The 21,325-nt window shown below is 74.1% G+C and carries 20 protein-coding genes and 1 pseudogene; 9 read left to right on the top strand and 12 right to left on the bottom strand.

The genetic code is table 11. The features are described from left to right. Positions 1-6 precede the first annotated feature (6 nt). The 3 genes from G9H72_RS12940 to G9H72_RS12930 are packed head-to-tail and all read left to right on the top strand — an operon-like array spanning position 7 to position 1,616. Positions 7-753 (top strand): cobalt-precorrin-6A reductase, encoded by a 747-nt coding sequence (locus tag G9H72_RS12940; protein ID WP_166171828.1) that lies wholly within the window; start codon positions 7-9, stop codon positions 751-753. Positions 754-777: 24 nt separating this feature from the next. Further along, positions 778-1,110, top strand: a complete 333-nt coding sequence (locus G9H72_RS12935) for an ArsR/SmtB family transcription factor (protein ID WP_166171637.1) — start codon at positions 778-780, stop codon at positions 1,108-1,110. Next, positions 1,107-1,616 carry an SRPBCC family protein gene (locus tag G9H72_RS12930; protein WP_166171635.1) on the top strand — a complete coding sequence of 170 codons (510 nt, stop codon included), beginning with the start codon at positions 1,107-1,109 and terminating at the stop codon, positions 1,614-1,616. The genes G9H72_RS12935 and G9H72_RS12930 overlap by 4 nt, the downstream gene beginning before the upstream one ends. Before the next feature lie 7 nt (positions 1,617-1,623). Here the strand turns inward: G9H72_RS12930 and G9H72_RS12925 are convergent, their stop codons facing one another. Both G9H72_RS12925 and G9H72_RS12920 read right to left on the bottom strand, forming a co-directional pair. Next, the gene (locus G9H72_RS12925) at positions 1,624-2,394 is read right to left on the bottom strand and encodes an SDR family NAD(P)-dependent oxidoreductase (protein WP_166171633.1); all 771 of its coding nucleotides are present in this window, start codon (positions 2,392-2,394) and stop codon (positions 1,624-1,626) included. 98 nt (positions 2,395-2,492) lie between these two features. Continuing rightward, positions 2,493-2,786 carry a hypothetical protein gene (locus G9H72_RS12920; protein ID WP_166171631.1) on the bottom strand — a complete coding sequence of 98 codons (294 nt, stop codon included), beginning with the start codon at positions 2,784-2,786 and terminating at the stop codon, positions 2,493-2,495. 246 nt (positions 2,787-3,032) lie between these two features. Between G9H72_RS12920 and G9H72_RS12915 the strand changes: the two genes are divergently transcribed. Then, a complete protein-coding gene (locus tag G9H72_RS12915; protein WP_166171629.1) occupies positions 3,033-3,887 on the top strand; it encodes an FRG domain-containing protein in 855 nt (284 codons plus the stop codon). A 101-nt stretch (positions 3,888-3,988) separates the two neighbouring features. Here G9H72_RS12915 and G9H72_RS12910 read toward each other — a convergent pair whose 3' ends face one another. The 5 genes from G9H72_RS12910 to G9H72_RS12890 all read right to left on the bottom strand — a co-directional run bounded on the left by G9H72_RS12910 (position 3,989) and on the right by G9H72_RS12890 (position 9,545). Continuing rightward, complete coding sequence (locus G9H72_RS12910) at positions 3,989-4,942, bottom strand: VWA domain-containing protein (protein WP_166171627.1); 954 nt, start codon at positions 4,940-4,942, stop codon at positions 3,989-3,991. Next, on the bottom strand, positions 4,942-5,808 hold the full coding sequence (locus tag G9H72_RS12905) for a DUF58 domain-containing protein (protein WP_231126906.1): 867 nt from the start codon (positions 5,806-5,808) through the stop codon (positions 4,942-4,944). The genes G9H72_RS12910 and G9H72_RS12905 overlap by 1 nt, the downstream gene beginning before the upstream one ends. A 53-nt stretch (positions 5,809-5,861) precedes the next feature. Then, entirely contained in the window at positions 5,862-6,875 is a 1,014-nt protein-coding gene (locus G9H72_RS12900) for an AAA family ATPase (protein WP_166171623.1), read from the bottom strand. Between the two features lie 47 nt (positions 6,876-6,922). Beyond that, positions 6,923-7,897: a VWA domain-containing protein gene (locus tag G9H72_RS22435; RefSeq protein ID WP_166171621.1), complete on the bottom strand. Its 975-nt coding sequence runs from the start codon at positions 7,895-7,897 to the stop codon at positions 6,923-6,925. A 64-nt stretch (positions 7,898-7,961) separates the two neighbouring features. Continuing rightward, positions 7,962-9,545 carry an MFS transporter gene (locus tag G9H72_RS12890; RefSeq protein WP_269205212.1) on the bottom strand — a complete coding sequence of 528 codons (1,584 nt, stop codon included), beginning with the start codon at positions 9,543-9,545 and terminating at the stop codon, positions 7,962-7,964. A gap of 49 nt (positions 9,546-9,594) precedes the next feature. Between G9H72_RS12890 and G9H72_RS12885 the strand changes: the two genes are divergently transcribed. After that, positions 9,595-10,167, top strand: a complete 573-nt coding sequence (locus G9H72_RS12885; RefSeq protein ID WP_166171617.1) for a TetR/AcrR family transcriptional regulator — start codon at positions 9,595-9,597, stop codon at positions 10,165-10,167. 437 nt (positions 10,168-10,604) lie between these two features. Here G9H72_RS12885 and G9H72_RS12880 read toward each other — a convergent pair. Continuing rightward, a pseudogene (locus tag G9H72_RS12880) lies at positions 10,605-11,708 on the bottom strand (NAD(P)/FAD-dependent oxidoreductase); the annotation flags it as partial. A 10-nt stretch (positions 11,709-11,718) separates the two neighbouring features. Here G9H72_RS12880 and G9H72_RS12875 point away from each other — a divergent pair. Both G9H72_RS12875 and sigJ read left to right on the top strand, forming a co-directional pair. Continuing rightward, positions 11,719-12,471 carry an SDR family oxidoreductase gene (locus tag G9H72_RS12875; protein ID WP_166171826.1) on the top strand — a complete coding sequence of 251 codons (753 nt, stop codon included), beginning with the start codon at positions 11,719-11,721 and terminating at the stop codon, positions 12,469-12,471. Next, positions 12,468-13,364: an RNA polymerase sigma factor SigJ gene (sigJ, locus tag G9H72_RS12870; protein ID WP_331272261.1), complete on the top strand. Its 897-nt coding sequence runs from the start codon at positions 12,468-12,470 to the stop codon at positions 13,362-13,364. Before G9H72_RS12875 ends, sigJ begins: the two co-directional genes overlap by 4 nt. 339 nt (positions 13,365-13,703) lie before the next feature. Here the strand turns inward: sigJ and G9H72_RS12865 are convergent, their stop codons facing one another. After that, positions 13,704-14,711 (bottom strand): sirohydrochlorin chelatase, encoded by a 1,008-nt coding sequence (locus G9H72_RS12865; protein WP_166171615.1) that lies wholly within the window; start codon positions 14,709-14,711, stop codon positions 13,704-13,706. Between the two features lie 166 nt (positions 14,712-14,877). Between G9H72_RS12865 and G9H72_RS12860 the strand changes: the two genes are divergently transcribed. Continuing rightward, entirely contained in the window at positions 14,878-17,718 is a 2,841-nt protein-coding gene (locus tag G9H72_RS12860) for an aconitate hydratase (RefSeq protein WP_331272260.1), read from the top strand. A 97-nt stretch (positions 17,719-17,815) separates the two neighbouring features. On the opposite strand, the gene G9H72_RS12855 is transcribed toward G9H72_RS12860, so the two are convergent. After that, positions 17,816-18,979, bottom strand: a complete 1,164-nt coding sequence (locus G9H72_RS12855; RefSeq protein WP_331272259.1) for a glycosyltransferase family 9 protein — start codon at positions 18,977-18,979, stop codon at positions 17,816-17,818. Between the two features lie 23 nt (positions 18,980-19,002). Here G9H72_RS12855 and G9H72_RS12850 point away from each other — a divergent pair, with 23 nt between their 5' ends. Beyond that, on the top strand, positions 19,003-19,386 hold the full coding sequence (locus G9H72_RS12850; protein ID WP_166171613.1) for a hypothetical protein: 384 nt from the start codon (positions 19,003-19,005) through the stop codon (positions 19,384-19,386). A 149-nt stretch (positions 19,387-19,535) separates the two neighbouring features. Here the strand turns inward: G9H72_RS12850 and G9H72_RS12845 are convergent, their stop codons facing one another. Next, positions 19,536-20,411 carry a carbohydrate ABC transporter permease gene (locus tag G9H72_RS12845; protein ID WP_166171611.1) on the bottom strand — a complete coding sequence of 292 codons (876 nt, stop codon included), beginning with the start codon at positions 20,409-20,411 and terminating at the stop codon, positions 19,536-19,538. Further along, a complete protein-coding gene (locus tag G9H72_RS12840) occupies positions 20,408-21,253 on the bottom strand; it encodes a carbohydrate ABC transporter permease (protein WP_166171609.1) in 846 nt (281 codons plus the stop codon). The genes G9H72_RS12845 and G9H72_RS12840 overlap by 4 nt, the downstream gene beginning before the upstream one ends. Positions 21,254-21,325 lie beyond the last annotated feature (72 nt).

Below are 21,325 nucleotides of genomic sequence, written 5' to 3'. Positions count from 1 at the left end.
GGCGTGCTGACGGTCCTGCTGCTCGGCGGCACCGCCGAGGCGCGCGATCTGGCCGAGCGGCTCGGCCGGGCCGAGGGGGTGCGCGTCGTGAGCTCGCTGGCCGGGCGCACCGCTGCCCCGCACCTGCCCGCCGGGGACGTACGCGTCGGCGGGCTCGGCGGGGCCGACGGGCTGCGCGCCTGGGTCGCCGCGCACTCCCCGGCCGCGGTCGTCGACGCCACGCACCCCTTCGCGGAGGCGGTGAGCCGGGCCGCGGCCACGGCCGCCGACGGCGACGCTTTTCCCCTGCTCCGGCTGGAGCGCCCGGGCTGGACGCAGGAGCCGGGCGACCGTTGGCACCGCGTGCCGTCGCTCGCCGCCGCCGCCGACCTGGCGCCGTCCCTGGGGCGACGCCCGTTCCTCACCACCGGCCGGCAGGGGCTCGAGACGTTCATCGGGCACCCGTCCTGGGGGGGGCTCGACGTGCTCGTCCGCACCGTGGACCCGCCGGCGGTGCCGCTGCCGGCGAGGTTCCGGCTGCGTCGGGACCGTGGCCCCTACGCGCTCGACGGCGAGCTGGGCCTGCTGCGGTCCGAGGCGGTCGACGTGGTCGTCACGAAGGACAGCGGCGGCACCTCCACCGCCGCCAAGCTCGCCGCTGCCCGGGCGCTCGCGCTGCCCGTGGTGATGGTCGAACGGCCGGTGCTGCCGCCCGTCGCTCGGGCGGAGTCGGTGGACGCGGCGGCCGCTTGGGTTTCGGCCTTGCTTATATAAGCGAACGCTACTACCTTTGCCCGCGTGCACGCGTTCGAGGTACTCGGCGACCCGGTCCGCCGCCGGATCGTGGAGCTGCTCGCCGACGGCGAGCTCTCCTCCGGCGACATCACCGCCGTGGTGCAGGAGGAGTTCGGCATCTCCCAGCCCGCTGTGTCGCAGCACCTGCGCGTGCTGCGCGACAACGGGTTCGCCAGCGTCCGGCCCCAGGGGGCCCGCCGGCTGTACGCCCTCGACGCGGGCCCGCTCGCACAGATCGACGAATGGCTCGGGCGCTACCGCCGCTTCTGGGCGCAGCGCCTCGACGCCCTCGACACCGAGATCCGGCGGGGACGCCGGGACAGGAGGACCCCATGACCACAGCGACCACCCCGCTCGGCCGCGTCCTGCGCGACCGCGACGGCGTGCGCCTCCAGTTCGTCCGCACCTTCGACGCGCCGGTCGAGGACGTGTGGTCCGCGCTCACCGAGCCCGACCGGATGGAGCGCTGGATCGGCACCTGGACCGGCGACCCCGCGTCCGGGAACGTGCTGTTCGCCATGACGAGCGAGGGCGACGTGCAGCCCGAGCCGGTGCGCATCGTGCGCTGCGAGCCGCCGCACGTGCTGCAGCTGGAGATGGCGACGGGCGACGGCCCGTGGCCCGTGACGGCGACGCTGCGCGAGCAGAGCGGGCGCACCGAGCTGACGTTCGTCCACGAGCTGGCCGAGCCCTACGACGCGAGCGCGATCGGCCCGGGCTGGCAGTACTACCTCGACCGGCTCGACGCCACGGTCCGCGGGGCCGAGCCGGCGGCCGACTTCGAGCCGTACTACCCGGCGCTGAAGGACGCGTACCCGGTGCCGGAGGCAGCAACGCCCTGACGAGCCGTCACGGAGCCGGCAGCTCGACCCCCGTCAGCTGCGCGCAGCGGGCGAGCAGCTCCTCCTGCACGCGCTCGTCGGACGCCGCGGGGTGCGGCTGCTGCCGGCGCTGGTGGTGCAGGTACGCCCCGGTGAGCTCGCCGGAGCCGCCCGCGGCCAGCCAGGCCTGCGTCACGGCGCCGAGCCGCAGGTCGTCGGGGGCGCCCCGCCCGCCCATGCGGGTCGGCACCCAGCCGGGGTCGACCGCGTTCGACCGCACCTGCGGCCAGCGCCGCGCCACCGCGAGCGCGAGGACGACGTCGAGCAGCTTGCTGTCGGCGTACGCCTGGGAGCCGTTCCAGCGCTTGCGCTCCCACTGCAGGTCCGACAGGTCGGGGTCGCCGCCGCGGTGCATCCCGGACCCGAGGTAGACCAGGCGGTCGGGGCGCTGGACCAGCGCGGTGAGCAGGTACGCCGACAGCACGTTGACCGCGAACACCTGGGCCAGCCCGTCCTCCGTCTGGGCCCGGCGCTGCTCCTGGTAGCCGACCGCGGCGTTGTGGATCACCGCGTCGTACCGGCCCAGGCCGTTCGCCTGGGCCGCGACGTCGCGGGTCTCGGCGAGGCTGGACAGATCACCGACTACGACCGCCTCGGCCTCGGGGAGCGCACGCTCCGCGTCGTCCCGGCGTCGGTCGTTGCGGGCGTGGAGCGTGACCCGGTGGCCCTGCTCGGCGAGGAGGCGGGCCGCCAGCAGGCCGAGGCCGTCGCTGGAGCCGGTGACGAGGACGCGTGCCATGCGCCGGTCCTTCCCCGCGGCCGCCGTCCCGCCACCTGCAGGCACGGGCGGAGCGCTGCGCACGCCGTGCCGTGCGCAGCGCTCCCCGAGGTGTGGGCTCAGACGGCCGAGGACTCCGCCGGCTCCGCGCCCTCGGGCGCCGTCGTGCCGCCGCCCGTCCCGCCGCCGCCCGTCGCCGCGTCCTCCGGGCAGTCAGCGCGCCGGCCGTCGGCGACGCCGCGCGCCGCCCCTCCGGGCGACACGTCCGCCGAGTAGCCCGACGACGGCGTGGGCGTCGTCGTCGCCGCGCTGGCGCTGAGCGTGCCGGTGAGCACACCGCCGGCCACGACGCCTGCGGCCAACAGGCCGAGGCCTGCGGCGTACCTCCTGCCGTTCGCGATCCTCGTACCCATGACGTCTCCTCTCCTCCAGGCCCCCGGTCGGGGCCGCTTCTTCGAGGCTGCGCCCGTCGGATGTGCGCCGAGTGAGCCGCGGCTGTGCGGTTCTTGGCAGGAGGGACCTGCAGTTCCTGAACGTGACATCAGCGAAGCTCGCACCCCGAGCCGGAGCGACGCCCGCGTCGATCACCTTCCGCCGGTGTGCCGGGGGCGTCGAGGGGTATCGAGAGCCGGCGTGGGACGGGCGCGAGGGGACCGGGGATGGCCGACGTCGAGGTGAGCAGCTGGGTGGAGCTGATCGACGCGCTCTACGACATCCCGCAGACCAGCCTGGGCAGGTACCGGTCGAGCCTGCTCTACCGTGGCGTGTGCGACAGCTCCTGGAGCCTGGAGACGAGCCTGGTGCGCATGGGGCCGCACCACCGGGACGTCGAGGAGCCGCTGCTGCGCAGCTTCCGCAAGTACGCCGAGCCGGGATCGCTCGCCGCCGACTCGCTCTGGATGACGCTCTCCCTGGCCCAGCACCACGGGGTGCCCACCCGGCTGCTCGACTGGACGCTCGCCCCGCGGGTCGCCGCGCACTTCGCGACCTCGGACGAGCAGAAGTACGACTGCGACGGGGCGATCTGGTGCGTCGACGTCGTCCGCGCGCGCGAGCTGCTGCCGGGAAGGCTGCGCGACATCCTCGACCGCGAGAGCGCGTTCTACTTCTCGGTGGAGATGCTGTCGGGGATCCGGTCGCTGCAGGAGCTTGACGCCTATGCGGAGGAGGGGGAGTTCGCCCTCTTCTTCGAGCCGCCCTCGCTCGACGCGCGCATCATCAACCAAGCCGCGGCGATGTCGGTGATGCCGGGCGCGAGCCTGTCGATCGCACGCTTCCTCGAGGCCCACCCCGACCTGTGGTCGCGCGTCATCATCCCGGCCACGCTCAAGTGGGAGGTCCGGGACAAGCTCGACCAGGACAACGTGACCGAGCGGATGCTCTTCCCCGGGCTGGACGGGCTCGCGCGCTGGCTCAAGCGCTACTACGGCCTCGGCCCGGCCGACCGGGTCGTCGCGGGCGAGGGGGGAGACGTCCCAGGCGAGGCGAGCCCGGGGCAGGCGGAGCCGCGCTGACCTGCCCCATGTCCCGGAGGGGGCGCTCTGCGTCCTGTGGCACCGCCTCGCACCTCCGGTCGGGGGTGCGAAGCGGTGCCGGCACGTGGCAGCGGCGGCCGTCAGACCGGGCGCGGCGACCAGGCGAGCGCGCTGCCCGCGGCGGCGACGGCGGCCAGCAGCCCCAGCCCCGCGACACCCGCGGCGACCCCGCGCCGCTCCGTCGTGTAGCCGACCTGGCTGCCGATGTCCGCGTAGACGCCCTGCAGCTCGCTGCCGCTGGCCGCCTCGTAGGCCTGGCCGCCGGTCTCCTGCGCGAGAGCCGCCAGGGACGGCGCGTCCACCGGGACGTTGACCACGCCCTGCGCCGTGCTGACGACCCCGCTCTCGGTGCCGTAGGCGATCGTCGACACCGGCACCCCCGCGGCCTTGGCCTGCTCGGCGGCCTCGACCAGCGAGCGCCCGGTCGTGTTGGCGCCGTCCGACAGCAGCACCAGCCGTGCCGGAGCGGCGGACTGCCCGGCCGCGCCGGGCACGCCCGCGACGGCGTCGAGGCCGGAGAAGACCGCCTCGCCGATCGCGGTGCCGTTGCCGAGCTGCAGCGTGTCGATCGCCGCCTCGACCGCCGCGTGGTCCTGCGTCGCCTCGACCACGGTCGCCGCCGAGCCGGAGAACGCGACCAGCCCGACGTTGAACTTCTCCGGCAGGCCCGCGACGAACTCCCGGGCCGCCGCCTTCGCCTCGGTGATGCGGTCGGGGCTCACGTCCTCGGCCGCCATGGACAGCGACACGTCCAGGGCCACGATGACCGTGGCGCGCTCACGTGCGACCTGCACTTCGGCCGTCGGCGCCGCGAACGCCGCCGTCGTCGTGCCGAGCGCGAGGAGCATGAACGCCGCCGCCACGTGCTTGCGCCACCCGAGCCGGGGCAGCGATGCCGCGACCAGGCCCAGGCCCGGCAGCGGGACGGCCTCCGCCGAGCGGCGGCGCTGCAGGAGGACGTACGCCACGGCGAGCGCGGCGACGCCGGCCAGCAGCCACAGGCGGACGGGCTCGTCGAACCCGAGTCCGGTCATCAGGCCCTCCCGGCGGCGACGACGGCGCGGGTACGCCGGCGGCGGGTCAGGTAACGGGCGACCTGGGGGAGCCAGTCGTCCTCGGTGCGCACCACCACGTGGTCGGCGCCGGCCGCGCGCACAGCCAGGCGCTGCTCCTCGGCGCGGGCCGCCGCCGCCTCGGCGTACCGCTCGCGGGCCCGCGGCGTCGTGCGGACGTCGACCTCGCGTCCGGTGTCCGGGTCGACCAGGCGCAGCACGCCGACGGCGGGCAGCTCGCGCTCGCGCCGGTCGACGATCTGGGCCACGACGACGTCGTGCCGGGCAGCGAGCAGGCGCAGCGGGCGCTGCCACTGCTCCACGGGCTCGAGCAGGTCGCTGACCACCGCGACCAGCCCGCGGCGCCGCTGGCGGGCGGCCACGGCCCGGAGCCCGGCGGCCAGCCGGTCATCGGACGGCCCCGTCTGCCGCGGTTGCCGGAGCATCGCGCTCAGCGTCGCGTACGCCCCGGCGGAGCCGGACCGCGGCGGCAGCGCGCGGATGCCGTCGTTCCCGAGCAGCAGCGCGCCCACCCGGTCGCCGGGCCCCTTGGCCATGTGGAGGAACGCGGCGGCGACGGCGATGCCCACGTCGCGCTTCTCCGCGGTCGCCGTGCCGAACGACATCGAGGACGACAGGTCCAGCAGCAGCGTCGTCTCCAGCTCGCGCTCGGCGACCGTGGTGCGGATGTGCGTCTCGCCGGTGCGGGCGGTGATCGCCCAGTCGATGCGGCGGACGTCGTCCCCGGCCGCGTACGCCCGGGCGTCGGCCGCCTCGCCGCCGGGGCCGGGCAGGAAGCCGAGGTGGTCGCCCTGCAGCAGCCCGTCGAGGCGGCGGGTCACCGTCATCGACAGCCGGCGGACGGTACCCGGCGGCACCAGTGGCGGGGGAGGGAGCTCGGTCACGCGGCGCTCGCGTCGGCGACGGCCCCCTGGGCCGGGGCGACCATCGGCGGGGGGACGACCGCGAGCGCCTTCTCGACGATCGAGCGGGCCGGCACGGCGTCGGCCAGCGCGTCGTACGTCAGCACGATGCGGTGCGCGAGCACGTCGACCGCCAGGTCCGAGACGTCCGCGGGCAGCACGTATCGGCGGCCGCGCAGCAGGGCCAGCGCTCGCGCGCCCTGCACGAGCCCCAGCGAGCCGCGGGGCGAGGCGCCGCTCGCGATGAGCGGGGCCAGCTCGGGCGCCTGCCACGCCGCCGGGTCGCGGGTGACCATGACGAGGCGGACGGCGTACTCGGACACCGCGTGGTGCACGAAGACCTCGTCCACCTCGGCCTGGGCGGCCAGCAGCTGGTCGGTGTCGAGCACCTGCTCCGCACGCGGCGGGCGGACCGACATGCGGCGGACGATCTCCAGCTCGTCGCCCATGCTCGGGTGCGGCACGTCGACCTTGAGCAGGAACCGGTCGCGTTGCGCCTCCGGCAGCAGGTAGACGCCCTCGCTCTCGATCGGGTTCTGGGTGGCCAGCACGAGGAACGGCTTGGGCAGCGGGTACGTCAGGCCGCCGATCGACACCTGACGCTCGGCCATGACCTCGAGCAGTGCGGACTGCACCTTCGCGGGGGCGCGGTTGATCTCGTCGGCGAGGACGAGGTTGGCGAAGACCGGCCCGAGCTCGACGTCGAAGCGCTCGCTGGACGGGCGGTAGACGCGGGTCCCGACGATGTCCGACGGAACGAGGTCGGGGGTGAACTGCAGGCGGGCCGAGGTGCCGCCCACGACGGTGCCGAGGGTCTCGACGGCGAGCGTCTTGGCGACGCCTGGGACGCCCTCGAGCAGGACGTGGCCGCGGGCCAGCAGCGCGACGAGCATCCGCTCGATCATCCGGTCCTGCCCGACGATGACCTTCTTCATCTCCATCAGCACCTGCTCGAGCAGGTGGCTGGTCTCTGTCGGCTCGGTGGGGTGCATGAATACTCCTGAATCTCTCTGCGGGTGTTGAGAAGTGCGCGCCGCCGTCAGGCGAGACGGCCGAACCAGAGGAGGGACGGGACGGCCGTCCCGAGGAGGAGGACCAGGCCCACGCCGGCGACCTCGTCGGAGACGTCCCTGCGCTCGGTCCGCGGGATGATCTGCTCGCCGATGTCGGTGTAGACGTCCTGCAGCTCGGCGGCGCCCGCGGCGCGGTAGGCGGTGCCGCCCGTCCCGTCGGCGATCTGCTGCAGCAGGGCGAAGTTGACCGGCGCCGTGACCTGCCGGCCGTCGAACACCTGCCCGGCGCCTGACTCCGTGCCGAGGCCGATGGTCGAGACCGGGATCTGTGCGTCGGCCACCGCCTGCACCGCCTGCTCGACGGGCGTCCCGGTCGTGCTGTCACCGTCCGAGAGCAGGACGAGCCGGGCGGCGGGCGGGCTCCCCGCCGCGGCGGTGGCAGACGTCAGGTCCAGGGACCGCAGAGCGGCGTCGAGCGAGAGCTGCAGCGCGCTGCCCATCGCGGTGCCGCCGTCCATCGTGAGGGTGTCGACAGCGGCGGCGACCGACTCGTGGTCGGCGGTGGGAGCCGCGACGAGGCGGGCGCCGGCGCTGTACGCCACCAGCCCCACGTCGATGTCGTCGGGCAGCTCGCGGACGAACTGCTGGGCGGTCTGCTTCGCGACCGTGAAGCGGTTCGGCGCGACGTCGTTCACCTGCATCGAGGTGGACACGTCGAGGGCGATGACGACGACCGCGCGCTGGTCCTTCGTCGTCGCGACGACGGACGGGCGGGCGAACGCCGTCGTGAGCGCCACGATGCCGAGGGCCAGCCCGGCCGCGGCGACCCGTCGGCGCCAGCCGGTGCGCGCGGCGCCCAGCGACGGGCGGAGAGCGGCGTCGGCGTACTGCTCGGCGGTGCGGCGCCGCCGGAGGACTAGGCCGGCTGCCAGCGCCGCCAGCGCGAGGCCGGCGAACGCCCACAGCCGGGCGGGGGACTCGAAGGCGAGGTCGGAGGGCACGAGTTCACTGTTCGTGGCCTGCCTGCCGCCTGACTGGGCGCTACCTGGACGTTCGCTGTGATTCTCAGGTGTCCGGTGCAACGGCGCGAGCGGTGGCCGGGACGACCTTCCACGCGACCACCGCCGCCGCCACGAGGAGCAGGGCGGCGACCGCCGAGCTCAGCTGCATCGCCTCGGCGAAGGCGTGCCGGGCCGCGTCGAGCAGGCCGGCGCCGCCCTCACCGGTCGCGGCGGCCTGCTGCGCGCCCATGGCGAGCGACTCGGTGACGGCCTCGCGCGTGCCGGCCGAGACGCCGGACAGGTCGGGCAGCGCGGAGCGGTAGAGCAGGGTGTGCAGCGTCCCGAGCAGCGCGATGCCGAGCGCCACCCCCAGCTCGTAGGACATCTCGGAGATGGCCGAGGCCGCCCCCGCCCGCTCACGTGGCACGGCGCTGAGGATCGCGTCGGTCGACGCGGTGAAGGCGACGCCGACCCCGAGCCCGATGACGACCAGCCCGACGGCCATCCCGGCGTACCCCGGACGGCCCTCCATGACGGCCAGGACGGCGAGCCCGGCAGCGGCGACCAGCAGCGACGCGGCCAGTGCGCGCCCGACGCCCAGCCGGCCGATGAGCCCGGCCGCGACGGCCGCGACCGCGATGGAGGCCAGGGTGATGGGCAGCTCACGGAGGCCGGCCTGGAGCGGGGAGTAGCCACGGACCAGCTGGAGGTACTGCGAGAAGAAGAAGAGCAGGCCGCTGAAGGCGAAGATGGCGATGAGCGATGCCATGACGGTCCCGCTGAACGACCGGTTGCGGAACAGCGTCACGTCGACGAGCGGGGCCGCCAGGCTCCGCTGGCGGCGTACGAATCCCGCGCCCGCCGCCGTGCCGACCACCGCGGCCAGCACGCCGGCGGGGTCGAGGCCCTCCTTCGCGGTGTGCTTGACCGCCCACACCAGCGGCACGATCGCGGCGATCGAGAGAGCTGCGCTCGGCAGGTCGAACCGGCCCGGCCGGGGGTCCCGCGACTCCGGCACCAGCGCGGCAACCGCGACGAGCACGACCAGCATGACCGGCACGTTGACCAGGAAGACCGAGCCCCACCAGAAGTGCTCGAGCAGGACCCCGCCGACCAGTGGCCCGAGCGCGGCGCCGCCGGAGGCGCCGGCCGACCAGATCGCGACCGCCCGGGTGCGCTGGGAGGGGTCCGGGAAGACGTTGCGCACGATCGACAGGGTCGACGGCATGAGCGTGGCGCCGGCGACGCCGAGCAGCACGCGGGCCGCGAGAAGCCACTCGGGGCTGGTCGCGAAGGCCGCGAGGACCGATGCGCCGCCGAAGCCGGCCACCCCGAGCAGGAGCAATCGTCTGCGGCCGATCCGGTCGGCCAGCGTGCCCATGCTGAGCAGCAGCCCGGCGAGCACGAACGAGTACGCGTCGCCGATCCAGAGCAGCTGGTTGGTGGTCGGCGCGAGGTCCGCGGTGAGCGCCGGGACGGCCAGGGCCAGCACGGTCCCGTCGACCGCGAGCAGCGTCACCGCGAGCGTCAGCGCTGCGAGCGCGCCCCACTGGCGCGCTGTCACTCGCTGCTGCTCCGGGTGTGCGTCAGTGACCGTGGAGAGCTCCGCCATGCTCGCACCGTACCGACCATTCGGTCGGCACTGCAAACCATCTGGTCGGCTATGCTGGAGCCAACTCGGTGCACGGGAGGGCGCGGTGCCACCACGCGAGCGGGACACGGCGAGGACCCGACGTGCGGTGCTGGACGCCGCTGCGCGCGCGGTCGTCGCCCACGGGGCAGGGGTGAGCCTCGACGTCGTGGCCCGGCACGCCGGCGTCTCCAAGGGCGGCCTGCTGCACCACTTCGGCTCCCGCGACGCCCTGCTGCTCGAGGTCGCGAACGACCAGGCCGACCAGTTCTTCCAGGCCGTGCAGAGCGCCGTCGACCCGGCCGACCGTGCTCCGGGCCGGCTGGCCCGGGCGTACGTGCGCGTGACGTTCGACGCCCTCATCGAGGACACGCTCGACGTGGACTACGTCCTGCTCGTCGCCGCGCTGTCCTCCGTCCCCGGCGTGACCGAGGCGATGCGCCGGGACCAGCAGCGGTGGGACGCCGCCCTGTCGGCCGACGGGCTGGACCCCCAGCGCACCTTCCTCGTCGTGCGGGCGGCCGACGGCACCGCGGTCGCCGGGCTGTACGAGGGCGGGTACGACGTCGACCAGCTGCGCCGCGCCCGCGAGCTGCTGCTCGCCCTGACCAGGGACACCGGCCCCCTCGTCCGGCTGTAGCGGCTGAAGGCCCGGTGCCCGGGCCGCCTCGTCCGCCGCCCGGCGTGCGCCGGCGGCCCGTAGATCCCGGTCCCCTGGGCGACCGCCAGCCGCGCGTCCTCCGACCGGACGACCCACAGCTGCGTCGACTCCGGCGGGAGCACGCTCTGCCACAGCCAGTCGGCAGCGACGCGCAGCCGGTTCGCCATGGCCGGGAGGGCGTACAGGTGGTAGGCCCGCGTGACCACCTTGGCGAGCGGCCCGGTGAGCGGCACGCCGAGCGGCTTGGCCACGGCGTCCCAGCCGCCGAGGTCCGTGACGAGGCCGAGGTCCTTGTGCTTGTACGCCCGGGGCGTGCCGACCCCGAGGCTCGCCGCGATGTTCCGGCCGAGCGCGGTGCCCTGGCGCTGCGCGTGCTGGGCGGTGGGCGGGGTCGCCGGACGCTCCCCGTCGAGCTTCGCGGCGGTCAGGTCGGGGACCGCGGCCGCGTCGCCCGCGGCCCAGACACCGGCCAGGCCTGGGACCGACAGGTCCGGCTCGACGACGAGGCGCCCGCGGCGGGTGGGCAGGCCGAGGCTCTCGATCAACGGGCTGGGGGCGACGCCGGCTCCCCAGAGCAGGGTGCGCGTGGCGACCGCGGTGCCGTCGGTCAGCCGCACGGCCCGCTCGTCGCCCGCGGCGACCGAGACGCCCAGCCGCACCTCGACGCCGCGCTTCTCCAGCAGGCGCAGCGCCCGCCGGCCCAGGCTCGGTCCGAGCTCGGGCAGGACCGTCGGCGAGACGTCCACGAGCACCCACCGCACGTCGCGCGCGTTCGTCCGGCTCCACCGCCGCTCGATCCGGCGCAGCCAGCGCTGGGTCCGCGCGACGACCTCGGTGCCGGTGTAGCCGGCGCCGACCGCCACCACCGTGAGCAGTGCGGCCCGCTCGGCGCGGCCCTCGGCCGTGTCGGGCAGCGCATCGGCCAGGTCGAGCTGGCGCAGCAGGTGGTCACGCAGGTAGACCGCCTCGACGAGCGTCTTGAGCCCGCGGGCGTGGTCCGGCGCGCCGGGGATCGCGAACTGCCGGGTGACCGACCCGGGCGTGAGTGCCAGTCGGTCCCAGTGCAGGGCCTCGTCCCGCTCCTCGCCGTTCGCGTCGATCGAGCGGACCGTGACGGTCCGGCCGGACAGGTCCCCGGCGGACACGCGGCCGAGGACGAGCCGGGCCTTCGGCAGCGCGCGGCGCAGCGAGACAGCGATGTGCCGTGCCTCGACGACCCGGTGGCCACCTCCGGTAGGAGCGGGCTGTAGAGCAGGTAGTCCGTCGGGTTGACGAGGACCAGCTCGGCCCGCCCGCGCGGCAGGTGCCGCTGCAGGTGGCGCAGGGCGTAGAACCCCGCGAACCCTCCGCCGACGATGACGATGCGCCTCCGACCGTTGCTCATGGTGCCCTCCTGGCGGGCTTCCGGCGTCCCTGATGGGCGCCTTCACCACGAGGACGGGACACTGCCGCGGCGTGTGACATGGCCGCCTCGCCCTCCTGATGTCACACCTGCGCGCCCTCGCCCGTCCATCCGGCATGACGAACGGGATGACGATCGCGGTGGCGGGCGGGACGGGCCTCATGGGACGACTCGTGATTCAGGAACTACGCAGCAGTGGTTGCACGCCTGTCGTGCTCTCCCGGTCGCACGGGGTCGACCTGACGACGGGGCGCGGCCTGGACGCGGCGCTGGACGGGGCAGACGCCGTGGTCGACGTGGGCAACGTGACGACGACGAGCCGGGCCCGGTCGCTGGGCTACTTCGGGACGGCGACCAGCCACCTGCTCGACGCGTCGGCCCGCGCCGGCGTCCGCCACCTCGTCGCGCTCTCGGTGGTGGGCGTCGACCGGGTCGGCCTCGGCTACTACGCCGGCAAGCTCCGGCAGGAGGAGCTGCTCGCGGCCGGCGGGGGCCCCTGGACCGTGCTGCGTGCCACGCAGTTCCACGAGTTCGCCGGGCAGTTGCTCAGCGGGGTGCGCGGGCCGCTCGTCCCCGTGCCCCGGATGCTCAGCCGACCGGTCGCCGCCCGCGAGGTCGCCGCCGAGCTCGTCCGGCTCGTGCAGCGGGAGCCGCAGGGGATGGCGACGCCCATCGCCGGGCCGGAGCAGCTGATGATGCCGGAGATGGTGCGCCGGCTGCTGAGTGCGCAGGGCTCGCGCCGGCTCGTCATCCCCGTCCCCGTCCCCGGTGCCACCGGGAGGGCCTTGTCGGGCGGTGGCCTGTTGCCCGAAGGTGACTTCGTGCACGCGAAGCAGACGTACGACGAGTACCTCCTCGCCACGAGCGGTGGCCGCCCGTGACGAGGCCCGAGGAGCTGGCCGCGGACTACACGCGCATCCGCTCCCGGCTGGTCGGCATCGCGTACGCCGTCGTCGGCACGGTGGCGGAGGCCGAGGACGTCGTCTCGGACTGCTGGCTGAGGCTCGTGGCCGCCGATGCCGACGAGGCGGTGCGCGACGTCGAGGCGTGGTCGGTGGTGGCCGTGTCGCGCCGGGCGCTCGACGTGCTGCGGTCGGCGCGGGTCCAGCGCGAGGCGTACGTCGGGCCGTGGCTGCCCGAGCCCCTGTTCGACGCGCCTGCACAGCCGTCGTCGGGCGTCGGTGACCCCGCGGACCGCGTCACGCTCGACGACTCGGTGAGCTACGCGCTCATGGTCGTGCTGGAGACGCTGTCGCCGGCCGAGCGCGTGGTCTGGGTGCTGCACGAGGTGTTCGGCATGCCGCTGTCGGAGGTGGCCGACGTGGTCGGCCGGACCCCGGCGGCCGTCCGGCAGCTCGCCGTGCGGGCGCGGGCGCACGTCAAGGCGGGGGCGCCTCGGATGGACGTGCCCGCCGGCGCACACGGGAAGACGGTGTCGGCCTTCCTCGAGGCGGCGGGCAACGGCGACCTCGCCGGGCTGGTGTCCCTGCTCGACCCCGACGTCGTCCTCACGAGCGACGGCGGCGGGGTCGTCAACGCGGCCCGCCGGCCGGTCACCGGCGCCGAGCGGGTGGCCCGCTTCCTGCTGGGGGTCGCGCAGAAGCGCAAGTGGGGGGCAGGCGACCGCGTCGAGGCGATTCTCGTCAACGGCGGGCCGGGGCTCGCGTTCTACGCGGAGGGGCGGCTGAGCTCGGTCGCCGCGCTGACCGTCGTCGACGGGCGCGTCACGCGGGTCGACATCGTCCTGGCGCCGGCGAAGCTGGGGCAGGCCTAGGCTCGCGTCGTGGGCGCGGCGTCGGACGGTATGACCCTGCGCCGGGCCTCCCGCGAGGACCGGGACCTGCGGCAGGCTCTGGCAGCTCGTCCAGCACGACCTGGCGGACTACCGACCTGTGCTTCCGTCGTCGACGGGAGGTACCGCGACGAGCGCCTGCAGCAGGCCTCGACGGGCCCGGGCCGTGCGGCGTGGGTCCGGACGCCGGCCGGCCGCCCGGCGGGCTTCGCCGTCGCCCGCGGGCTCGACGCCAGCCCGTACGTCCTGAGCCGCGTCTTCGTCGTACGCGGCGCGCGTCGCGGCGGTGATGGCGGCGGTCGGCGCCGCGTGCTCCTCGGCTCAGTGGGCGTGCGCGTGGGGATGCCCGTGCGGGTGGGGGTGCCCGTGGTCGTGGGAATGGCCGTGCGGGTGCCCGTGGTCGTGGGAATGGCCGTGCGGGTGCGCCGGGTCGTCCGGGTGATCGTGCGGGGCCTGCGGGAGGCCGACCTTGGCCTCGCGCCCCGGCATCGCGATGCGGTACATGCAGGTGTCGCAGTTGTTCCTGATGCCGCCGGCGACCGCCTCCTCGTACCGGGAGATCACCACCTCGGCGAGCTGGTCGCAGTCCCCGATCAGGCCCGCGCAGCGGACGTCGACCTCCGGGTGCTCGGCCGCCCAGGCCTGCGCCTGCGCGACGATCCGGTCGGGCAGCACGCCGGCGAACATGAAGTACGGCAGCACCACGACCCGCGCGGCGCCGAGCATGCGGCAGCGCTCGAGCGCGGCCGGGACGCCGGGCCTGGCCAGGCTGATGAACGAGGACTCGACGCCCGCCAGGCCGCGCCCCTCCTCGAAGAGCCGGCCGGCCCGGAAGACCTCGGCGTTGGCGTCCGGGTCGGTCGACCCACGCCCGACGAGGACGACGTGCGTCCCGGCCCGCTCGGCGTCGTCGAGCACCGCCGACAGCCGCTCGTCCAGCGCGTCGAGGATGCGCGGGTCGGCGGCGAGCGGGCGGCCGTACGCGTACGTCATCGCGGGGTGGCGCTCCCGCTCCCGGTCGAGCGCCGCGGGGATGTCGCCCTTGGCGTGGCCCGCGGCGACGAGCATCAGCGGCACGGCGACGAGATGGCGGTGGCCGGCCCCGACCAGGCCGGCCACGGCGTCCATCAGCGGGGGAGGCGCGAGCTCGATCAGCCCGCCACCGACCGCGACGCCGCGTCCGGCCATGAGGGCGGCGACCCGGCGGGTGAAGCCCGTGAACTGCTCGACCCCGGCGGCGTCGCGCGTCCCGTGACCCACGATCAGCAGTGGGGGCCGGGAGGTGGTGGCGGTCGAGGGGGGCGGAAGGACGACGGCAGTGACGGACACCGCGACAGTGTGACCCGGCGGCGGCTACAGTGAAAGTATCTCGACGTCGAGATATATCGTCAGGTCCAGGTAAGCCTCGCCTTACTGCCTGACGGAGGCGGGAGCGGGGCAGGATGAGCGAGATTGCCTTGGTCCCGCACCGGGACGCATTGGGAGGAGAGCGCTCGTGAGCGTGGACAGCTTCGGCAGCAAGGGCCGGCTCGACGTCGGCGGCACGGACTACGAGATCTTCCGGCTGAACGCCGTGGAGGGCGCCGAGCGGCTGCCGTACAGCCTCAAGGTGCTCCTGGAGAACCTCCTGCGCACCGAGGACGGCGCCAACATCACCGCCGACCACATCCGCGCGCTCGCGCAGTGGGACGCCGACGCCGAGCCGAGCGTGGAGATCCAGTTCACGCCCGCCCGCGTCGTCATGCAGGACTTCACCGGCGTGCCCTGCGTGGTCGACCTGGCCACCATGCGCGAGGCCGTCCGCGACCTGGGCGGCGACGCCACGAAGATCAACCCGCTCGCCCCGGCCGAGCTCGTCATCGACCACTCGGTCATCGCCGACCTGTTCGGCGCCCCGGACTCGTTCGAGCGCAACGTCGACCTCGAGTACCAGCGAAACCGCGAGCGCTACCAGTTCCTCCGCTGGGGCCAGACCGCGTTCAGCGAATTCAAGGTCGTGCCCCCGGGCACCGGAATCGTGCATCAGGTGAACATCGAGCACCTGGCGCGCACGGTCATGACGCGCGAGGTCGACGGCGCGCTGCGCGCCTACCCCGACACGTGCGTCGGCACCGACTCCCACACCACGATGGTCAACGGCATCGGCGTGCTCGGCTGGGGCGTCGGCGGCATCGAGGCCGAGGCCGCGATGCTCGGCCAGCCGGTCAGCATGCTCATCCCGCGGGTCGTCGGCTTCAAGCTGACCGGCGAGCTGCCCGAGGGCGCGACCGCCACCGACCTCGTCCTCACGATCACCGAGATGCTGCGCAAGCACGGCGTCGTCGGCAAGTTCGTCGAGTTCTACGGCCCCGCGGTCTCGAACGTCCCGCTCGCCAACCGCGCCACCATCGGCAACATGAGCCCGGAGTACGGCTCCACCTGCGCCATCTTCCCGATCGACGAGGAGACGGTCCGCTACCTCAAGCTCACCGGCCGGTCCGAGGAGCAGGTCGCGCTCGTCGAGGCGTACGCGAAGGAGCAGGGCCTCTGGCACGACCCGGCGGCCGAGCCGGCGTACTCCGAGCACGTCGAGCTCGACCTGTCGACGATCGTCCCGTCGCTGGCCGGCCCGAAGCGCCCGCAGGACCGCGTGATCCTGGCCGAGGCCAAGGAGAGCTTCCGCAGCGCGCTGGCCAACTACGTCTCCGCCGGCGTGACCGGCGGCGACGACCGCACGCCGGGCGTCCCGCAGAACGAACAGCCGTTCGGAGTCGCGGGCAGCGCCGACGAGGCGTCCGCCGAGTCGTTCCCGGCCTCCGACCCGCCCGCCGCGACGCACGACGACCCGGCCGACCAGCCGGTCTCGGCGATCGTCGGCGACGTGACCGGCCGCCCGAGCAACCCGGTCCGCACCACGCTGTCGACCGGCGAGACGATCGAGCTGGACCACGGCGCGGTGACCATCGCGGCCATCACCTCGTGCACCAACACCTCGAACCCGTCGGTCATGATCGGGGCCGCGCTGCTGGCGAAGAAGGCCGTCGAGCTCGGGCTCTCGCGCAAGCCGTGGGTCAAGACGACGCTGGCCCCCGGGTCCAAGGTCGTCATGGACTACTACGACCGCGCCGGCCTGACGCCGTACCTCGACAAGCTCGGCTTCAACCTCGTGGGCTACGGCTGCACGACCTGCATCGGCAACTCCGGGCCGCTGCCGGAGGAGGTCAGCGCGGCGGTCAACGAGGGTGACCTCGCGGTCGTCTCGGTCCTCTCGGGCAACCGCAACTTCGAGGGCCGGATCAACCCCGACATCAAGATGAACTACCTCGCGTCGCCGCCGCTGGTCGTCGCGTACGCGCTCGCCGGCACGATGGACATCGACATCACGACCGAGCCGCTCGGCACGTCGAGCGACGGCAAGCCGGTCTACCTGCGCGACATCTGGCCGTCCTCGCAGGAGATCGAGGAGACGGTCGAGTCGGCCATCGCCTCGGAGATGTTCACCCGCGACTACGCCGACGTCTTCGCCGGTGACGAGCGCTGGCAGTCGCTGCCGACGCCGGAGGGCGACACGTTCGCGTGGGACCAGGAGTCGACGTACGTCCGCAAGCCCCCGTACTTCGAGGGCATGCCCGCGACGCCGGCACCGGTCGTCGACATCGAGGGCGCCCGCACGCTGCTCAAGCTCGGTGACTCGGTCACGACGGACCACATCAGCCCCGCCGGGTCGATCAAGCCGGACTCTCCTGCGGGCAAGTACCTCTCCGAGCACGGCGTGGAGCGGCGCGACTTCAACTCCTACGGCTCGCGCCGTGGCAACCACGAGGTGATGATCCGCGGCACCTTCGCCAACATCCGGCTGCGCAACCAGCTGGCGCCGGGGACCGAAGGCGGGTTCACCCGTGACTTCACCCAGGCCGACGCCCCCGTGTCGACGATCTACGACGCGGCGCAGAACTACGCCGCGGCCGGCACGCCGCTGGTGATCCTCGCGGGCAAGGAGTACGGATCGGGCTCGTCGCGCGACTGGGCGGCCAAGGGCACGGCCCTGCTCGGCGTGCGTGCCGTCATCGCCGAGTCGTACGAGCGCATCCACCGCTCGAACCTCATCGGGATGGGCGTCCTGCCGCTGCAGTTCCCCGAGGGCGAGAGCGCGGACTCGCTCGGCCTGACCGGCGAGGAGACGTTCAGCATCACCGGCGTCACCGAGCTCAACGAGGGGCGCACGCCGTCGACCGTCACGGTGCGGGCGGGGGACAAGGAGTTCCAGGCTCGGGTCCGCATCGACACCCCCGGTGAGGCGGACTACTACCGCCACGGCGGCATCCTGCAGTACGTCCTGCGCAGCCTGCTGGCCTGACGCCCGCGGCTCCGGCCGCCGCGTGCCCGCATGGGCAGAAGGCGCCCTTCTGACGGTAGGCCGTCACAAGGGCGCCTTCTCGCGTGCGGCAGGGGTCTCAGGGGGTGGCGAGCGACTGCTCCCACAGCTCCAGTGCCAGCCCGACGACCTCCTCGGCCCGGACGTCGTCGAGCGCCGTCTCGCCGTGGCCGCAGTCGCCCTGCAGGTAGCCCCGCCCGCACCGCGCGCAGCGCGGCGTCCACGACACCGCCACCCGGTGCCAGGCCCGCGCCAGCGGAGCCACGTCGACGAGGTTGGCGCTCGTGAACACCCCGACGGTCGGGGTCCCGATCGCCGCAGCCAGATGGCGCGGGCCGGAGTCGTTGCCGACCAGCAGGGCGCAGCGCTCGAGCGCCCCGAGCAGCCCGTCGAGGCCGACCCGCCCCACCAGCGGGACCACCGACCCGGAGTGGCTGGCCGCGGCGAGCAGCCGGTCGGCGCGACCCGCGTCCGCCGCGGAGCCGACGACCAGCACCGTCGCGCCGGCGTCGGCCAGCGCGTCCGCCACCGCGGCGAACTTCTCCGCCGGCCAGCAGCGGCGCGGGTCGCTGGCCCCCAGGTGCAGGGCGGCCAGCGGCCGGCCCGCGGGCAGGCCCGCCAGCGCAGACGCGGCGGCGGCGCGGTCCTCCTCGGTGACGCTGAGCCGCGGGGTGAGCCGGAGCGGGGGAGCGCCGAGCGCGGCCGCGACCTCCAGCCAGCGCAGGGCGTCCGGCTGGAACGGGGTCCACGGGACCGTCACGTCGAGCTTCGGCGCGTCCGGGGCGGCAGGCCCGGCGGTGACCCGCGCGCCGACGCGGCGCAGCAGCGGGTTCGCGTTGCCGCCACCGCCGTGCAGCTGCACCGCGAGGTCGAAGGCGTCCTCCCGGCGGGCTGCCGCCCACCGCTCCACCTCCTCCGGGGAGGCGTCCGGGCCAGCGCCCCCGCGTACGCCCGGCACCAGCGGCACCGCCTCGAACCGGTCCCACGGCCCGGGCCGCCCCTCGACCAGCGGGCGCATCTGCTCCGCGCCGAGCAGGGTGATCTCCGCGTCCGGGTACGCCGCCCGCAGCGCGGCGACGGCCGGCTCGGCGCCCACGAGGTCGCCCAGGCCACCCGAGCGCAGCACCGCGAGCCGCTGCACGTCAGGCACCAGTGGCCCGAGCCCGGCCCGCGGGGGGAGCCGAGGCGTCACCGTCGCCCCGGGCGCGTTGTTCAGGCGTTGTGCGAAGACGTGCTCTGTCACCGGGCGAGGTTACGGTGGCAGGCATGGCGGCAGGCGGACGGGAGGGCTTCGCGCCTCCCGGATGGCCGGTGGAGGTGCGGCCCCCCGGGGCACCGGACTGGGAGAAGACCGCCGTCGCCTGGCTCTTCGACCTCTGCCCGCCGGACTACCGGCTGCACGAGGTGCTGCGCCGGCACCCCGTCGTGCTCGCACGGTTCGCCTCGTACGCGGTGGCCGCGGGCATCGAGGCGTCGCGCCGCGGGCTCTCGACGGCCCGCGACGACCTGCGCGGCGCCGTCCCGCCGCAGGCCGTGGAGGCGGCGCTCGTGGCGTACGAGCGCGAGGGGGCGCGGCTCGTCGCGGCCGCGCGCGCAGTGGCGCTCGTCGAGGAAGCGCTGCGCGGCAAGCGCTTCACCCAGCGGCTGTAGGCGTCGGTGCGGCCGGCGCCGGTGCGACGTGACCGGCCGGTGCCGCCGCCCCTGGCGTCCCACGCCGGCTCCCCCAGCCCGCGGCCCGCTTCACGCGAACGGCGGGCCACCCGTGAGGGCAGCCCGCCGTCGGAGTACGGCAACGGGCGTCAGCTCTTCACCGACCCGGCCATGAGGCCGCCGACGAAGTAGCGGCCGAGGACGACGTAGACGACGAGCGTCGGGATCGAGGCGATCATGGCACCGGCCATGGACGCCGAGTAGTTCGTCAACTGCCCGCCGGCCAACGCGTTCAGCGCGATGGTGATCGGCCCGTTCCTGGTGTTCGAGAGGAAGATCGCGAACAGGTAGTCGTTCCAGGCCGACGTGAACTGCCAGATGATCGTGACCACGAAGCCGGGGCCCGACAGCGGCAGGATGATCGAGGCGTACGTTCGGATCATGCCCGCGCCGTCGACCTGGGCCGCCTCGACCAGCTCGTGCGGCACCGAGGCGTAGTAGTTGCGGAAGATCAGCGTGCAGATCGGGATGCCGTAGATGATGTGCACCAAGATCAGCGTCGGGATGCCGTTCGGCAGCCCGATCCAGACCGTCAGCTGCCGCAGCGGGATGACGACGGCCTGGTACGGGATGAACATGCCGAACAGGAACAGCGTGAAGAGGACGTCCGCCCCGGGGAAGCGCCACCGGGAGAGGACGAACCCGTTGACCGACCCGATGAAGGCGGAGATGAGCGCGGCCGGGACGGCCAGCTGGAACGTGCGCCAGAGCGACGGGCTCAGGCTGTCCCACGCGGTCCTCCAGCCCTCGGTGGTCCAGTTCTGGGGCAACAGCCACGCCCGGTCGGCCGACGTCTCCGCCGACGGCTTGAAGCTCGTCACGAAGAGGACGTAGGCCGGGAGCAGGACGAGCAGCAGGAACAGGACGAGGAGCACGAAGCGCGCCGTGCGCGCGGTCGTGGAGCGCGGGCCGGGCTTCTTCTTGCGCGGCCGGGCGGAGCCGGCTGCGACGGCTGCACTGCTCATCGGCGCTTCTCCGCCCGCGCGTTGGACACCAGGTACGGCACGACGACGACGGCGACGACCAGCAGCAGCACGACGGCGATGGCGCAGGCCTTGGCGTAGTTCGAGCCCAGCAGCGTCGTCCACAGGTAGACCGCCGGGACCTCGGTGAGGTACTGGGCGCCCGAGACCGCCATGATCAGGTCGAACATCTTCATCGACATGTGGCCGACGATGATGAGTGCGGACAGCGCCACGGGGGACAGCTGCGGGAAGATCACGTGGCGGTAGAGCTGGAACTCCGACGCCCCGTCGACCCGCGCCGCCTCGCGCAGCTCGGCCGGGATGCCGCGGAACCCGGCCAGGAAGAGCGCCATGACGTACCCCGACAGCTGCCAGATCGCCGGGAGGGCCATGGCGGCCATGCCCCAGTCCGGGTCGTTCCACCACGGGTTCTGCAGGAATCCGAGGTGCAGGCTGTCGAAGAGCTTGTTCAGGCCACCGGCGTCGTCGCCCTCCGCGCTGTTGAGCAGCCAGCGCCACACGACACCCGAGGCGATGAACGAGACGGCCATCGGGAACAGGTAGATCGAGCGGAAGACGCCCTCACCCTTGAACCCACGCTCGAGCAGGAGGGCCCACAGGAACCCGAGAACCATGGTGCCGACGATGAAGACGACGGTCAGCACGCCGAGGTTCTTCAGCGAATGGATGAAGCGGTCGTCCTGGAAGAGCTTGGTGAAGTTCTCCAGCCCGACGTAGCCATCGGCCGGCAGCGCGGTCGTCCGGTCGGTCAGGGACGTGTTGACCGTCCAGCCGATCAGCCCGTACACGAAGACGGCGATGACGACGATCGAGGGGGTCATGACCAGAAGGCCAGGCCCCCATCTTCGAATTCCGGTGTGACGCACGAGGTGACTCCAAGAGGCGGGATGCCC

Source organism: Motilibacter aurantiacus (assembly GCF_011250645.1).
Classification (GTDB): Bacteria; Actinomycetota; Actinomycetes; order Motilibacterales; family Motilibacteraceae; genus Motilibacter_A; species Motilibacter_A aurantiacus.
The sequence above is the reverse complement of the archived record's forward strand: the minus strand, read 5'-3'. Positions and strand labels throughout refer to the sequence as shown.